The sequence below is a fragment of the Novosphingobium sp. SG751A genome (assembly GCF_013149295.1).
GTDB lineage: Bacteria > Pseudomonadota > Alphaproteobacteria > Sphingomonadales > Sphingomonadaceae > Novosphingobium.
In genome coordinates, this window is record NZ_JABGCB010000043.1 from 1 (window position 1) to 15,788 (window position 15,788).

General features: G+C 63.2%; 14 protein-coding genes and 1 pseudogene. 7 read left to right on the forward strand and 8 right to left on the reverse strand.

What is annotated here, in order from left to right; translation table 11 throughout:
• The 3 genes and pseudogenes from FHW96_RS25300 to bktB form a co-directional block, all read right to left on the reverse strand.
• Positions 1–161 (reverse strand): annotated as a pseudogene (locus FHW96_RS25300) (electron transfer flavoprotein subunit beta/FixA family protein); the annotation flags it as partial.
• 37 nt (positions 162–198) lie between these two features.
• Complete coding sequence (locus FHW96_RS25305) at positions 199–990, reverse strand: enoyl-CoA hydratase-related protein (RefSeq protein ID WP_172343337.1); 792 nt, start codon at positions 988–990, stop codon at positions 199–201.
• Positions 990–2,168 carry a beta-ketothiolase BktB gene (bktB, locus tag FHW96_RS25310; protein WP_172343338.1) on the reverse strand — a complete coding sequence of 393 codons (1,179 nt, stop codon included), beginning with the start codon at positions 2,166–2,168 and terminating at the stop codon, positions 990–992. Before bktB ends, FHW96_RS25305 begins: the two co-directional genes overlap by 1 nt.
• Positions 2,169–2,392: 224 nt before the next feature.
• On the opposite strand from bktB, the gene FHW96_RS25315 reads away from it, so the two are divergent.
• A complete protein-coding gene (locus FHW96_RS25315) occupies positions 2,393–3,316 on the forward strand; it encodes an NADPH:quinone oxidoreductase family protein (RefSeq protein WP_253951262.1) in 924 nt (307 codons plus the stop codon).
• Here the strand turns inward: FHW96_RS25315 and FHW96_RS25320 are convergent.
• Genes FHW96_RS25320 through FHW96_RS25340 form a run of 5 tightly spaced genes read right to left on the reverse strand, consistent with a single transcriptional unit; the run spans position 3,313 to position 8,139 of the window.
• Entirely contained in the window at positions 3,313–4,647 is a 1,335-nt protein-coding gene (locus tag FHW96_RS25320) for a family 1 glycosylhydrolase (RefSeq protein ID WP_172343340.1), read from the reverse strand. The genes FHW96_RS25315 and FHW96_RS25320 overlap by 4 nt on opposite strands.
• Positions 4,644–5,030 carry a DUF6379 domain-containing protein gene (locus FHW96_RS25325; RefSeq protein WP_172343341.1) on the reverse strand — a complete coding sequence of 129 codons (387 nt, stop codon included), beginning with the start codon at positions 5,028–5,030 and terminating at the stop codon, positions 4,644–4,646. Before FHW96_RS25325 ends, FHW96_RS25320 begins: the two co-directional genes overlap by 4 nt.
• Positions 5,031–5,034: 4 nt before the next feature.
• Positions 5,035–5,934 (reverse strand): alpha/beta hydrolase, encoded by a 900-nt coding sequence (locus tag FHW96_RS25330; protein ID WP_172343342.1) that lies wholly within the window; start codon positions 5,932–5,934, stop codon positions 5,035–5,037.
• The gene (locus FHW96_RS25335; protein ID WP_253951263.1) at positions 5,931–6,926 is read right to left on the reverse strand and encodes a sugar phosphate isomerase/epimerase; all 996 of its coding nucleotides are present in this window, start codon (positions 6,924–6,926) and stop codon (positions 5,931–5,933) included. Before FHW96_RS25335 ends, FHW96_RS25330 begins: the two co-directional genes overlap by 4 nt.
• Positions 6,927–6,930: 4 nt before the next feature.
• Entirely contained in the window at positions 6,931–8,139 is a 1,209-nt protein-coding gene (locus FHW96_RS25340; RefSeq protein ID WP_253951264.1) for an MFS transporter, read from the reverse strand.
• Positions 8,140–8,671: 532 nt separating this feature from the next.
• On the opposite strand from FHW96_RS25340, the gene FHW96_RS25345 reads away from it, so the two are divergent.
• The 6 genes from FHW96_RS25345 to FHW96_RS25370 all read left to right on the forward strand — a co-directional run bounded on the left by FHW96_RS25345 (position 8,672) and on the right by FHW96_RS25370 (position 15,696).
• Positions 8,672–10,879 (forward strand): TonB-dependent receptor, encoded by a 2,208-nt coding sequence (locus tag FHW96_RS25345; protein WP_172343344.1) that lies wholly within the window; start codon positions 8,672–8,674, stop codon positions 10,877–10,879.
• 114 nt (positions 10,880–10,993) lie between these two features.
• Complete coding sequence (locus tag FHW96_RS25350) at positions 10,994–11,902, forward strand: LysR family transcriptional regulator (protein WP_172343345.1); 909 nt, start codon at positions 10,994–10,996, stop codon at positions 11,900–11,902.
• Between the two features lie 142 nt (positions 11,903–12,044).
• The gene (locus FHW96_RS25355) at positions 12,045–13,160 is read left to right on the forward strand and encodes an FAD-dependent oxidoreductase (RefSeq protein ID WP_172343346.1); all 1,116 of its coding nucleotides are present in this window, start codon (positions 12,045–12,047) and stop codon (positions 13,158–13,160) included.
• Positions 13,161–13,175: 15 nt separating this feature from the next.
• On the forward strand, positions 13,176–14,078 hold the full coding sequence (locus tag FHW96_RS25360; protein ID WP_172343347.1) for a VOC family protein: 903 nt from the start codon (positions 13,176–13,178) through the stop codon (positions 14,076–14,078).
• Positions 14,078–14,524 carry a nuclear transport factor 2 family protein gene (locus FHW96_RS25365; RefSeq protein WP_172343348.1) on the forward strand — a complete coding sequence of 149 codons (447 nt, stop codon included), beginning with the start codon at positions 14,078–14,080 and terminating at the stop codon, positions 14,522–14,524. Before FHW96_RS25360 ends, FHW96_RS25365 begins: the two co-directional genes overlap by 1 nt.
• 14 nt (positions 14,525–14,538) lie before the next feature.
• Positions 14,539–15,696 carry an alpha/beta fold hydrolase gene (locus tag FHW96_RS25370; protein ID WP_172343349.1) on the forward strand — a complete coding sequence of 386 codons (1,158 nt, stop codon included), beginning with the start codon at positions 14,539–14,541 and terminating at the stop codon, positions 15,694–15,696.
• Positions 15,697–15,788: the final 92 nt, after the last annotated feature.

Consider the following 15,788-nt stretch of genomic DNA (forward strand, 5'->3'; position numbering starts at 1 on the left):
ACGCCCTTCTCCTTCAGCCGAACCGCCTCTTCCACCGCGATCTCGTCAAACGGGTTCATGCTCATCTTCACATTCGACAAGTCAACACCCGTGCCGTCACCCTTCACACGTGGCTTCACGTTGTAATCCAACACTCGCTTGATCGGGACTAAACACTTCATGGCTGCACCTTTTTAAACCATCATCAGAACCAAGGCCTTAGCGGCCCGAAAACTGCGGCTTCCGCTTTTCGGCAAAGGCCGTGATGGCCTCGGCGAAATCGCCGGTGCGCCCGGCAATCGACTGGTTATCCCGCTCCACATCCAGCGTCGCATCGAAACCCTGTTCCAGCGCAAAGGCCACCTGTCGGCGAATCAGGCCCATCGCGCGGGTGGGACCGGCGGCCAGTCGCGCGGCCAGCGCCTGCGCCTCGCCCAGCACGTCATCATCGGCCACAACCCGCGTAACCAGCCCCGCTGCCTTCGCCTCCTCGGCGCCCATGCGTTCGCCGAGCAGCGCCATTTCCAGCGCCCGCGCACGGCCCGCGCTGCGCGCCACCAGCCATGTCGCGCCCGCATCAGGCACCAGACCGATATTGACGAAAGCCAGCAACAGATAGGCGCTCTGGCCCATCACCACGATGTCACCGGCCAGAGCAATGCTCATCCCGGCCCCCGCGCAGGGGCCATTCAGAGCCGTCACCACCGGGATTTCCAGCGCCGCCAATTGCCGCGCAAAGGGATTATAGGCCGCATCGAGCAGCGCGCCCAGATCCTCAGGCAGGCCCTCATAACCCGCGCCATCGGGGGCAATATCGGCGCCCGAGCAGAAGAACCGGCCCTCGCCGGTCAGCACCAGCGCCCGCGCGCCCTGCGCCACCGCCTCGGCCACCGCCGCGCCCAGTTCGCCAAACATCGCCGGGGTCAGCGCATTGAGCTTGTCCGGCCGGTTGAGCGCGATGGTTACCACATCACCCTCGCGCTGCGCCTTGATGAAACGATAGTCCGCCATCACACCGCCTCGATAACCATGGCGATCCCCTGACCGCCGCCGATGCACATGGTGATCAACCCATAGCGCCCGCCGGTGCGCCGCAATTCATAGGCTGCTTTCACCGTCAGAATCGCCCCCGTCGCGCCAATCGGATGGCCCAGCGCAATGCCGCTGCCATTGGGGTTCAGCTTCTCCGGATCAAAGCCCAGTTCGCCCGCCACGGCCAGCGCCTGCGCGGCAAAGGCTTCGTTGGCCTCGATCACGTCCATATCGGCCAGCGTCAGCCCCGCGCGCGCCAGCGCCACCGGCACAGCGCGCACCGGCCCCACGCCCATCAGCGCCGGTTCCACCCCGGCATGGCCCCAACTGACGATCCGCGCCAGCGGCTTCAGCCCCTTGGCCGCCACCGCATCGCCCGTCGCCAGCAGCACGGCGGCCGCGCCATCGTTGATCCCGCTGGCATTGGCGGCGGTGACGGTGCCGTCCTTCTTGAACACCGGCTTCATGGCCGCAAGGCTTTCGGCATTGGTGCCGGCGCGCGGGTGTTCGTCGGTGTCGAACACCGTCACGCCCTTGCGGGTCTTGATTTCCACCGACAGGATCTGCTCCTTGAAGCGCCCTTCCTCAATGGCCCGAATCGCGCGGGCGTGGCCCTCGACCGCCAGAGCATCCTGCACCTCGCGGGTGATGCCGTGGCGCTCGGCCACATTTTCCGCCGTCACGCCCATGTGATAGCCGCCCACCGGATCGGTCAGCGCCTGCACCATCGCATCGACCAATTGCGCATCACCCATCTTGCGGCCCCAGCGCTGGCCATGGTCGTGATAGGGGGCGTTGGACATGCTCTCCACCCCGCCCGCCAGCGTCACCTCGGCCTCGCCCAGCTTCATCATCTGGGCCGCCGAAATGATCGCCTGAAGCCCTGAACCGCACAGGCGGTTGACCGTCAGCGCAGGGGTTTCGACCGGAATGCCCGCATTGAGCGCCGCCACGCGGGCGACATAAGCGTCTTTCGAACTGCTGGGAACGACCTGACCAAAGACGACATGGCCGACATCGCCCGCCGCCACGCCCGCGCGGCGCACCGCCTCGGCGGCAACGAGGCCCGCCAGATCAGAGGGCATGAAGCTTTTCAGCCCGCCGCCGAAATCGCCGATCGCCGTCCGAACCGCGCTGACGATATAGATCGCGCTCATTGATGCATCCTTCTCTTGCATTGACGATGCCGCCACACCATCTTCGCGGCAGCTCGCCTTATCCGCTCTATGCGCGATGATCGCCGCACTGTCTATTATAAATTTGCATATGGGTGCATATTTGAATAGGCTGATCCGCATAAAGGCCCCAAGCGGCCCCTGCGGGAGAATTGCCGATGCGCGCGCTGGTATGCGAGAAAATTGGTATATTCGAGACAGAGAATATGGCCCAAACCCTACGCCTGCGCGAATGGCCCACGCCGGAGCCGGAGGCAGGACAGGTGCGCATCGCTGTCCACGGCGCCGGGGTCAATTTCCCCGACACGCTGATGATCGAGGGGCGCTATCATGTGCGCGCAGAACCCCCTTTTATCCCCGGCAGCGAGGTAGCGGGCATGATCAATGCCGTCGGCCCCGATGTACAGGGCTGGCAGGTGGGCGACCGGGTCTGCGCGATGACGGTTCAGGGCGCCTTTGCCGAACAGGTGGTGGTCGATGCGGCCAATCTTGTCGCCCTGCCCAATGCGATAGATTTCGCCACGGGCGGCGCGCTGCTGATGACCTATGGCACGGCGATCCATGCCCTGCGCCAGCGCGCGAGGCTGATGCCGGGAGAGCGGATGCTGGTGCTGGGCGCGGGCGGCGGGGTGGGGCTGGCGGCGGCGGCGCTGGGCGCGGCGATGGGCGCGCGGGTGGTGGCTGCGGCATCCAGCGCGGAAAAGCGCGCACTGGCAGGGCAGCAGGGAGCGCAGACCTTAATCGACAATTCGCAGGAGGCGATCAGGGGGAGCGGGCCCTATGATGTGATCTTCGATCCCGTCGGCGGCGATGCGAGCGAGATCGCCTTTCGCGCCATCGCGCCGGAGGGGCGCCATCTGGTGATCGGCTTTGCCAGCGGGACGATTCCGGCCATTGCGCTCAATCTGCCGCTGCTCAAATCGGCGGCGATTATGGGCGTGTTCTGGGGCGCGTTTACGAAACGCTCGCCCGAGCTTCACCGGGCGAATATGGCCGATGTGTTTGCCATGCTGGCGACAAGGGCGATGCCGCCCCCGCCCTTGCAGGTCTTTGCGCTGAGCGAGGGGCCGGAGATCCTGCGCCGCCTTGCCGCGCGAGGGATAGCGGGCAAGGTGGCGCTGACGGTTTAGACAGAATTGGCGCGCGCGATCCGGCCCAGCACCCCGGCGCTGGGCTTGGGCGTGCGCTTGAACGTGGCGCGGTCCAGTTCGCACAGGCCAAAGCGGATGCGATAACCGAACACCCATTCGTAATTGTCGATCAGGCTCCAGTGGCAATAGCCGATCACCGGCACGCCATCATCCATCGCCTTTTTCAGCTCGGTGAGAGCGGCCGGGATCAGATTGGCGCGGATCTCGTCATGCTCGCTGCCCACGCCATGCTCAGTCACCATGATCGGCAGATTGGTCTGCGCATGGGCATAGCGCGCCACGCCTGCGAGGGATGGCGGATAGACCTCTGCCCCCATCGTGTTCGTCACAGCGCCGGACGGGTTGGGCAGCTTGCCCTTGTCGGTCCACACGCTGCGTTCGTAATTCTGGATGCCGAGGAAATCGCAATCCGTCTTGGCCAGACGCAGCCATTCGCCATAGAAATGCTCGCGCTTGGCATCGCGCAGGCTGACCGCGCCCTTGGGCAGACCGGGCGCGGCCTGTTCGTCCAGCATGGCCAGACTGACGCCGACGGGCAGATCGGAGCGCACAGCTTTAATAGCGGCGCGGCCCAGACGGTGGCCTTCGAGCAAATGTCTTTGCGTGCGGGCGCCATCGGGCGTGTAGAGCGGATTGCCCGGTTGATAGAGCGCCACGCCCAGCGCCTTGGCTGCGGCTTCCACCATCTCCTTGTCCGCGCCCAGCAGGTCGCCGGGCAGCAGTTCGCCCAGTTTCCCTGAAAGGTTGGGTTCATTCAGCGTGGTGGCATAGGCAATGCCCCCCGCCAGATGGCGCGCGGCGCGGTCGCAATAGCGGGCGAACAAGGCGGGCGCATCATCGCCATGCCATCCCCCAAGGGCGGCGAACCAGCGCGGCGTGGTGAAGTGGTTGAAGGTGACAACCGGCGTGATGCCGCGCGCGTGGCAGCCCTCGATCATCGCCTTATAGTGATCGAGCATGGCGATGGAGAACAGGCCCTGCTCCGGCTCGATCCGCGCCCATTCCAGGCTGAAGCGATAGGTGTTCAGCCCAAGGCTTTTGACCAGATCGAGGTCCTGTTCCCACAGCAGAAAACTGTTCGCCGCATCGCCCGAAGGTTCGGCATAGACGGTGGGCTTTTGATGCTCCAGAAACCACACGTCCGAAGAGGTGTTGTTGCCTTCTACCTGATGCGCGGCGGTGGCCGTGCCCCACAGGAAACCCTTGGGGAAGGCCGGGTTGAACGGCTTGGCCTTGCCAGCGGCGTGCAGGGCCATGGGAGCGGCGGTCAAGGCGACAGTCGCGCCCAGCATGGCCCTGCGGTCGATCACAGGCTGATCACCTTCTCGTCATTGTTGAAGGACGGGAACGGCATGTACGAAATGCGCAGGCGCTGTTGCAGCGAGAGCTTATGCTCGCCCGCCGGAAAGCCGCCGGGCAGCGCCACATGAATCGTCGCAGGCGCGCCAAAGGGCCAGCGGCGGTCAAAGGCCGTCTCCATCTCGTCCAGCGTCAGCGGACCTTCGCCTTCGTCAAACGTGATCGCCTCGCGGGGGAGCGCCTCGCCGTCGATCGAGACTTTCAGGTCCTCGATCATCGAAAGGCCAAGGCCGCGATAATAGCCCAGCTTGGTGGTGAAGGAGAAACCGGTGGGCGCATCGGCCGGGCCGGTGTTGGCGACGGTGGCAGGATCAATCGTATATTTGTCAAACATGGTTTTATTCCTTGATGATGCCGCGCGTGCGCAGCCAGCGGCGCATCACGTCCAGCCAGCCTTCGGTGGGCGTGCCCGGCGCGCCGGGGCCAAAGCCGTGGTCGCCGGCGGAAAACAGATGGAACTCGACGGATTTGCCCGCCGCGCGATAGGAATCGATCAGTTTCGGCCCGCCCGCCCGCGCCAGCAGGAAGTCATCCGCAGCAATCGCCACGAACATCGGCGGGGCATTGTCGGGCACTTTCATCGCCGCCATATTGGGATAGATGGGCGCGACAAAGGCGGGCATGTCGGCGCCGGCATTCTCCACCACGCTGCGGGTCAAAAACCCTCCGGCGGAAAAGCCCATGAAGCCGATGCGCGCCGGGTCTACGCCCCATTGCCCGGCATGGCCGCGCACATAGTGCAAGGCCGCCAGCCCATCGGCCAGCGCCTCGGGCGGGGTGTCGTCGGGCGGGCTGGCCATGGCGACCTTTTCGCCGCGGATCGCGCGGGTCAGCTGGTCGGCAAATTCGGCCTGCGAGGCGGGCGTGGGCAGCACGCGATATTTCAGCACGAAGGCGGCAATGCCGTGATCGGCGAAATAGCGGGCGATCTGCCAGCCTTCCTTTTCGATGGCCAGACCAAGGAAGCCGCCGCCGGGCGCAACGATCACCGCCGCCCCGGTGCCCTTGCGCTTGGGCAGGAAGGGGGTGATCGTTGGGCGCGTGACATTGCGCACCGCGATCAAGCCATTGTCGCGGTGCCAGACCTCGCGATCAGGCGCGTCGGCGTTGAGCGTGATGGTGCCTGCCTGCACAGGGGCGGCCATCGTCTCGCGGCTGGGCCCCGGCATCTGGGCATGGGCCGCAGGCGCCAGAACCAACGTCAACGCCAACGGGGCAAGGGTGAGCGCGCGCCTCATGCCGCTTCAGCCTGCGCGATCAGGCGTTCGAACATCACATGCTGGCGGCGGACCTGTTCGCGGCTGTCCACTTCATGCACGTCCTGAATCCAGCGGTTGCCTTCATATTCGGAGGACAAGGTGCCTTCCCAGCCTGCCTTGACCAGCGCCGGGATCACCTCGTCATAGGCGATGGCGGGATCGGTGCAATCCTCGTTCATTTCATAGAATTTGGCCTGAATGTGGCGGAAATAGGGGGCGTAATCGCCGATCCGCTTGGGGTTGGCATAAGGGGCGTGGCGCAGGGTTTCGGCCATGGCCACCTCGGCCTTGTTGCCCTGCATCTTCACGGCAACCTCGAAGATGGTGTATTCGCACATCACCTTCTGCTCGTGCTGCTCAACGATGAAGTCGCAGACTTCGGGGCGAGCCCCTTGGCGTTCAAACCGGGCGCGGAAGGCGGGCGGGTAATGCTTCATGAAAATGCCCATGTCGGGCAGGATGCCAAGATGCTTGGTGCCCAGACGGTCGGCCACCTCAATGGTGCGCAGGATCCAGGCATGTTCCAGATGCCAGGGCGCATGGACCTCGACGCCCATATGCACATCCAGCTTTTCAGCCATCGGCACGCATTTTTCGAGAATGTCGGGGCGCACGAAGATCAGGATGCGCATATTCCTGATGCCCAGGCGGTTGCACAGGATCAGGTCGCGATGGATGCTTTCCACCTGCTCCTCGTCCGTCATCAGGCGGTCCTTGCGGCGCTTGGTGTCGAGGAACATGTCATAGCAGGTGAAATGCGCGCCGTGGCGAGCCAGCATATCGCGCCATTCACCAACCTGAGCATCGCTGATGTTGGGGAAGGTCGGCATATTCTGTTCGGGCAGGATTTCGATGCCCGGCGCGCCTATCTGCGCGCCAAAAGCCACGCAATCCTCGACGGTCATTTTGCCGAGAAACATCTCTTCCTGAAAGCTGTAGAGGCTGACGCCCCGTTTGATCTTCGATGTCATGATTTTACGCTCCGGTGGGGGCATTGTCGCGCCCCGAAACAACGATCAGCACCAGAATGGCGCAGACGAGGCCAAACACCCCCGCCGCCACAAAAGCGCCCTGCATATGGCCAAAATGCTCGCGCAGCAGGCTGACCAGCAGCGGCGAGGAAAATTGGCCGAAGAAGAAACAGGCAGTCCAGATGCCCATGCCGCGCCCGCGATGGGCAAAGGGCAGATGGCTTTGCGCCCAGGCCACAAGGCAGGGCACGGCCATGCCCGCGCCGGTCTGCTGAATGGCCATGCCCACGACCATGCCGCGCCAGTCATGGATCAGCCCGATGGTGACCAGTCCCGCGCCCAACAGCGCGAAAAGCGAGAACAATTGCCAGCGCGGCCCCATCTTGCCGGTGAACCAGAACACACCCGCGCCCACCATCACGAACAGGCTGGGGATGCTGGTCATGCGGCCGATGGAAGCCGGATCCTTCACCCCGATTTCCTGCCACACGATGCCGCCATTGATGATGAACACATAATAAAGCCCGCTGCCCAGCAGGGTCACGCCCGCATAGGTCAGCACATTGCGCCAAGGGAAAGGCTCACCGCCCTCGTCCATGCCCAGCATCTTGCGCGCTGTGGCATCGCTGGCCGGTTCATAGAGGAAGAAGGCGCTGGCGAGGAAAGCAGGGAAGCCGACCGTATAGACGAGGAAGATCCCGTTCCATTGCACCGCCGTCAGATAGCCCGACAGGAAAATCACCGCGCTGCCCAGAAACGGCCCGGCCAGCCCCTGAATGGTCAGCCAGAAGCGGCGGTCCTTTTCATCCCAATAATCGCCGACCAGCGTGTTGAGCGTGGTCAGGATCGCCGCCTCGGCCACGCCAAGGGCGAGGCGCGAAACATAGATCTGGTCAATCGAATCGAGGAAGAAAGGCGCCACGCCCACAAAGCCGTAAAGCGCGGTGGACACCAGCAACAGCTTGCGCCGCCCGAAACGGTCCACCAGCAGGCCCGCGAACAGCGCCAGCAGCGCAATCGTCAGCCCCGGCGCGGACACCATGGCGGGCACCTTGGCGATGGCGGCAGGATCGCGCGCGGCGAAATGCTCGATGATCGCGGGCACGGCCGGAAACATCGAAACGATGGCCACGATGGGCAAAAAGGCCACCGTGACCAGTGTTATTCCCTGCGCAGCACCCGCCTTGCGCGGGGCGATGGATTGGACGCTCAAGACTCTCTCCCAATTGCGGCTTTGCATGGGGCTGCCGCAGACTTTAATTAGAACTATTATTCTGAAAGGTAAAGCGGAGCGCAACCTCTTGTCAAGATCGTCCGCCGCATCGGCGCGGCGCGGGGCGCAAAAATCCAATGGAGAGCAACGCGACTCCGGCAAGGACAGCGGCCGCGCCGGCACACATCAATATGATTTATGGTACAGCCTATAACGCCATCAATGATTCGTGGTGAGAAAGCACCTAAGCCACCAAAATCTCCGCAAATGCGAGGTTTTAGAGCAGATGCAGCAATAATCATTCTGCACCCTATTGCATCACCGCGCTCTATTGGTTTTCCGGGCAAAACTGCCCTCGATCGGCCCCGCACCCCCCGCACTCAGAGGGCCGGATCGCGCCACCTGTTGCCCACCTGCAACGGTGCCCCTTGCGAACCATATTGACAGGGGATTGGAACGCTCATTATCTAGAACAAGAGTTTTAATTTTGCAAAAATGCCGAACGCCCTTTCGGCCATCTGGGAGAATTGCCATGAACCGCGGTCTTGCCGCAGCGCTTTGCGCATCCGTCAGCTTTTTCGCTGTTCCCGCCTATGCCGCCGATCAGGCCCCCGAGTCGCCCAAGACCGGCGGCCTTTCCGAAATCGTCGTCACCGCCAGCCGCGTGGAAACCACCTCGCAAAAGACGCCGATTGCGCTGACCGTCTATTCGGGTGCCGATCTGGCCGCCAAGGGCGTGTCGAACATGCAGGCCCTCTCCAGCATCGACGCCAGCCTGAACATCACCACCAGCACGGGCGCGGCCTATGTTGCGGTGCGCGGCATTGCGTCCACCGACGTGACCGAAACCGGCGACCCCTCGGTGCCGATTGCGCGCGATGGTTTCTACACCAACCGCTCGTTCAACATTCAATCCTCGATGTATGACGTGGCCCGCGTCGAAGTGCTCAAGGGTCCGCAAGGCACGCTCAACGGGCGCAACTCGACCGGCGGCCTCGTCTCGATCATCACCAACCGGCCGAATGCCAAGACCGGCGGCTATGTCACCCTCGGCACCGGCAATTACAATGCTTTCGACGCCGATGCCGGTGTGAACCTTGCGGTTTCGGATCGGTTTCAGGTGCGCGCTTCGGGCACCTATCATTCGCATGACGGCTATCGCAACCTGACGGGCCTCTACAATGGCTCGGCGCTGCGGGGCGACGATCAGAAGGTGGGTTCGGGCCGTTTTCAGGCCGCGTGGAAGCCGGTCGACGGGCTGAAATTGTGGGCCTCGTATCAGCATGACGAGATCGACAATGTGGGCGATGTGACGATGGATTCGGCCATCGGCGTGCGCCCCGATTTCGGCAATGCCAAGAGCTTTGCCAACACCGCCCCCTCCTCCACCAAGCTGACGGGCGACCGCGTGCGCTGGGAAGCGGTCTATGACGCGCTGCCCGCCGGACTCTCGCTGATCTATGCTGGCGGCTATGACAAGAGCAGCTTCCGCCGCTACACCGATGCCACCGGGCCGATCTATCCGGCGGTGCGCCAGTTCATCCAGCGTGAAGACCCCACCACATGGAACCACGAAGTGCGCCTGTCGAACAATGCCAACAGCCGCCTTTTCTTTCAGTTGGGCTGGTTCAATTTCAAGGAAGAAAACACCATCAATTCGGGCCTGTACAATGTGCAGATGACCGGATTGTTCGCACCGGGCGGCCCGCTGGCCGCGCTTGGCCAACCGAACCTGTATGGCATCAAGTTCGATTATAACATCGCCACCAAGTCTAACGCAGTGTTCGGCCAGGTCGCCTATCGCGTCAATGACCAGATCAAGATCACGCTGGGCGCGCGCAACACTTGGGACAGCAAATTCCGTACCGGCAATGCCGTCCTCTTCCTGCCCGCGCTGGGCAGCCCCTTTGCCCCCGGCCTGACGCTTACCACGCCCGGCAACGGCAACATGAGCACCAGCCAGCCCACCTATCACATCGGCGTCGATTATCAGGTCACGCCCACCAGCCTGCTCTATGCCAAGTTCGACACCGGCTATAAGGCGGGCGGGTTCAACTCGAACGGTTCGGCGGCCTCGGTGGCCTATGCCCCCGAAAAGCTTTCGGCATGGGAAATCGGCTCGAAGAACCGCTTCTTTGACAACAAGTTGCAGGTGAACGCCGCCGCCTTCTATTTCGACTATCGCGGCTATCAGGCCTCGCGCAGCACCGATGCTCTGTCGGGCGGCTCAGGCATTTTCAACGTGGGTTCGGCCAAGATCATGGGCGCCGAATTGCAGACCATCGCGCTGGTTCAGGGCTTCCGCCTCGACAGCAACATCGCGCTGCTGCACACCGAATTCGGCAAGGGCATCACGGTGCTGGACGGCGCGGGCAACAACCGCGACATCAGCGGCCACCGCCTGCCCAACGCGCCCGATTTCGTCGCCACCTTTGGCGTGGAACGCCCGATCGAGGCCGGTTTCGGCACGTTCATCCCGCGCATCGACGGCAAATATTCGGCCGCCTTCTACTATGACGTGTTCAACGATGCCGACACCCGCTCGGGCGCCTATGTAACGGGCAATGCCTCGATCAACTTCAAGCCCGCCAAGGGCAACTGGCAGATCGACGCCTTCATCCGCAACTTCACCGACAAGGTGGTGCTGGCCTATGCCGCGCGCAATTATGTGGCGGGCAAGAACACCTATCAGTTCCAGCCGCCGCGCACCTTTGGCGTGCGCGCCAGCCTGAAGTTCTGATGGATCGGCAATTCTGATCTCTTCGATGGCGGGGCGGGCATGTATGTCCGCCCCACTTTCATTATTATCGATTCTGATCTATCGCCTTTCCCATAAGCAGAGGAACGGCATACCATGCGCTTCAAACAGCTCGACCTGAACCTGCTGGTGGTTTTCTCGGCCCTGATGGAAACGCGCAGCGTCACGCGCACCGCCGAACGCCTCGGCCTGACCCAGCCCGCCGCCAGCGCATCGCTGCGCCGGTTGCGCGCCTATTTCGGCGACGAGCTGCTGGTGCAGGTGGGCAAGCGGATGCACCCCACACCCTTTGCCGAAACGCTGTTTCCGCAGATCCAGCGCAGCCTGCAAAGCGTTGAGCAGGCCATCGCCACCCCCGCCGGTTTTGATCCGGCCACCTCCACGCGTCGCTTTCGCATCAACGCCTCGGACTATGTGATGGTCGCCGTGCTGGTCGGTCTGGCCCAGCGCGTGACGGCCGCCGCGCCGCAGATCCAGCTGGAGGTGATGCAGCCCACAGAGCGCAATGCCGACGATCTGGAAGGCGGCAAGATCGACCTGCTGATCGCGCCCGAACAATTGCTGGCGCCGTGGCATCCCTCTGAATTTCTTTATGAAGAAGAGCAGGTCGTGGTCGGCTGGGCGGGCAATCCGGTCTTTGCTTCGGGCTTGAGCGCGGATGAATTCTTTGCCGCCGGCCATGTCGGCGTGGCGCTGGGCACGCGGCGCGCGGCCACCTTTGCCGACACGCAGCTCGCCCGCATGGGTCGCCAGCGGCGGATCGACATCGAAGTCGCCTCCTTTGCCAGCGTGCCTTGGTTCCTGCAAAACACGATGCGTCTGGCCGTCTTGCACAAGCGCCTTGTGCGCGCGATGATGCCGCAATTCGATTTGGCCTTTGCGCCCATGCCCTTCCCCTTCCCTCGCCTGCGCGAAATGGCGCAGTTTCACGAGGCGCGGCGCGATGATGCGGGGCTGGTCTGGCTGCGCGAGCAATTGCGATTGGCGGCGCAATCTACATCATAAATGAAATTTATGTGAATTGATCCAGATAATGACTTTTACAGATTGGCCCGCGCGCGCGTAAATATCCTCATCAACGCGCCCCACGCGGCGCATGGGGAGAGCATATGCGCCAGAACACGGGCGCCGCGCATGAGGCGCGGCCATGAACAATCTCGATATTCTCGTCATCGGCGGCGGCATCGGCGGCCTGACCAGCGCGATTGCCCTGTGCAAGGCAGGCCATAGCGTCACCGTCATCGAACGCGACCCCAACTGGTCGGTTTACGGCGTAGGCATCATCCAGCAATCGAACGTGCTGTCGGCTGCCCAGCAACTGGGCATTCTCGAAGGCTATCTGGCCTCGGGCGTCGGCTTTGACGCGGTGGAGATCTATCTGCCGCATGGGCAAAAGATCGCGCGCATTCCCGGCCACCCGGTCGCCCCCGGCCTGCCCGCCAATATGGGCATCGGCCGCCCCGCACTGCACAAGCTGCTGGGCGATGCCGCCAAGGACGCAGGCGCGCAGATCCGTCTCGGCATCACCGCGCAGGTCATCGAGGACACGGGCGATGCGGTCAACGTCACCTTTTCGGACGGCAGCACAGGCACCTATGCCATCGTGATCGGCGCGGACGGCGTCTATTCGCAAACGCGCAAGACCATCATGCCCGATGCGCAGGGGCCGCAATTCACCGGGCAATCGGTGTGGCGCTATAACTTCCCGCGTCCGGCTGATCTGGACGCGCTGCATGTCTATAACGGCCCGACCGGCGTGGGCCTTGTGCCGATCAGCGAGACGCTGATGTATATGTACGCCACCACGCCCGAACCGGATAATCCTTGGTATCCCAAGGAAGGCATCGCCGCCGTCATGCGCGGCAAGCTGGCGAATACCGCTCCCGCCATTCAGGCGCTGGCCGAGCAGATCACCGATGACGAAGGCGTGGTCTATCGTCCGCTCGAAGGTATGATGCTCTATGACGACTGGCATGTGGGCCGGGTCGTGCTGATCGGTGATGCGGTCCATGCCACCACGCCGCATCTGGGCCAGGGCGCAGGCATGGCGATCGAGGACAGCATCGTATTGGCCGATGAAATCGCCAAGGCAGCGAGTCCCGAAGAAGCCTTTGCCGCCTTTCGCAACCGTCGTTTCGAACGCTGCCGCTTCATCGTCGAGAAGAGCCTTGAGATCTGCCACGGCCAGATCGGCAAAGGCCCGCCCGTCGATAATGCCAAGGCGACGCAGGAAATGTTCGCCGTCGTCTCGCAGCCCATCTGATCTAAGGAACATCCAATGAGCCGAGTTACCGAAATCCGCTATGTGGGCTATGGCGTCACCGATCTGGACGCCGAGGCCGCCTATTACACCGATGTCTGGGGCCTGGAGCCTGTGACTTCGAACGACGGAATGCGCTGGTTCAAGGCGCAGGGCCATGACGAGCATCACGTGGTCCGCCTGCGCGCCGCAGAGGAAAACCGCGTCGATGTCATCGCCCTGTCGGCCGACACGCGCGCCGATGTCGATGCCCTTGCCGCCAAGGTCGAGGCCGCAGGCGGCCAGATCGTCCACGCCCCGCGCGAGCTGACCACGCCGGGCGGCGGCTATGGCTTCCGTTTCTTCAGCCCCGATGGCCTGCAAATGGAAATCAGCGCCGATGTCGCACGCGGAGACAAGCGCGAGATCGAGCGCTGGGAAGGCATCCCGGTCAAGATCAGCCATATCGTGCTGCATTCGCCCAACCACAAAGCTCTGGTCGCGTGGTTCTGCGATGTGCTGGGCTTCAAGGTCTCGGACTGGCTGGGCGATTTCATGTGCTTCCTGCGCTGCAACAATGCCCATCACCGCTTTGCCATCCTGCCCGGCCCGGCCTGCCTCAACCATGTCGCCTATGACATGGAAGGCGTCGATGGCATGATGCGCGGCGGCCATCGCCTGAAGCAAAAGGGCTTTGACATCCGCTGGGGTCCGGGCCGCCACACGGCGGGCGACAACACCTTCTCCTATTTCGTCACGCCGGGCGGTTTCGTCACCGAATATACCGCCGAGCTGGAAGAAGTGGACTTCGAAACCCGCGAGGCCACCGTTTACGCCCCCGCGCCGATGGTCATGGACCAATGGGGCATTGGCGTGGGCGGGCCGCAGACCATGCCGCATCCGCATGAAAACGCAGGCCTGTTCGTGGCGGTGGACGCGTAATGCGCGGGCGCGTCCTGCTGGCCTTGGCCCTCGCCCTGGCGCCTGTTGCCGCGCAGGCGCGCCCCCTCTCCACCACCGAGCGGAACCGCGCGATCATCGCCGATTTCGCTCATAAGTTCTACGATCTGCGCGATGTGCGGGGCGCGTTCTTGGACCATATCGCCCCCGATTACATTCAGCATAACCCCGGCATCGCCGATGGCCGTGATGCCGCCATTGCAGCTCTGGAACCCATGTTTTCCCAACCGGAATCGCGCTTTGTCATCAAGCGCATTCTGGTCGATGGGGATCAGGCGGTGATCCACCTGCATGGCCGCACCGGCGGGCAAGGTGAAGGCGGCACGGTGGCCGATTTCTACCGGCTGAAAAATGGCCGGATCGTCGAACATTGGGACGTCTTGCAGCCGATCCAGACCAAGACCGTCAACCCACATCCCTATTTCTGAACGGAACCCCCATCGTGGCGCTTTATTCCCCCTTTCCCAACTATATCTGGAACCTGTCGGTCGCCATCGCTCTCGAAAGCGGCGGACAGATCGGCGAGATCGTCGATATGTGCCAGCCCATCATTGACGCCGCCGCCGGTGGCGGCGATGCAGGCACGCCTGCCTTCATGAAGCAGTGGGCCACGATGGGCGACAAGCTGGTGGAACTGGCCGCCGAGGATGAGGCCAAGGGGCGCGGCTTTTCGGCCAGCGCCAAGCTGGAGCGCGCCTCGCTTTACCTGATGGTGGCCGAGCGGATGCAGGGTCATGGCGCGCCGGGCCGGGCGGAAACCTATGCACGCGCGCTGGCCGCGTTTGAAAAATCGACCGCGCTTGGCAGCATCAACCGTGAGCGGGTCGAGATCCCACTGGCCACCGGCACGATGCCCGCCCTCTACACGCGCGGCCAAGGCGAAGGCCCGCGCCCGGTGGTGGTCTATTGCAACGGTCTGGATAGCTGCAAGGAGCTGCTCTACTGGAGCCGCCTGCCCGAGGCACTGGCGCAGCGCGGTATTTCCACGCTCTGCGTCGATCAGCCGGGTTCGGGCGAGGCGCTGCGTCTGCAGAACCTGCCCGTCGATCCGCATAGCGAGAATTGGGCGAGCAAGGCAGTGGACTGGCTGGAAACGCAGAGCGATGTTGACCCCAAGCGTATCGGCATGACCGGCATTTCGCTGGGCGGCCATTTCGCGCCGCGCGCAGTGGCCTATGAGCCGCGCTTTGCCAGCGGCGCCTGCTGGGGCGCAAACCACAACTGGCGCGAGGTGCAGGACAAGCGGATGAAGCGCGAGGGCGAAAACCCCGTGCCCCATTACTGGGCGCATGTGATGTGGGCGTTCGGCGCGGAATCGATGGAGGAATTCCTCGAAAAGTCCGATGCGATGAATTTGAACGGCCATATGGGCGGGGTGAAGGTGCCCTTTCTGGTCACGCATGGCGCGGATGATCGACAGATCAGCGTGTCCTATGCCCATGACTGCTACGACCAACTGGTCAACAGCCCCCGCCGCGAGCTGAAGATCTTTACCGCACGCGAAGGCGGCGTAGAACATGTCGGCGCGGACAATATGGCCTATGGGCGCGACTATATCGCCGACTGGTTCGCGGAAACTCTGGGAGGGCGCACCGCATGACCCGCCGTTTCATCGACCTGTCGATCACCTTGTGCAATGACGTGATCACCGATCCTCCGTTCCTCAAGCCGGAGATCACTTATCAGCGGCAT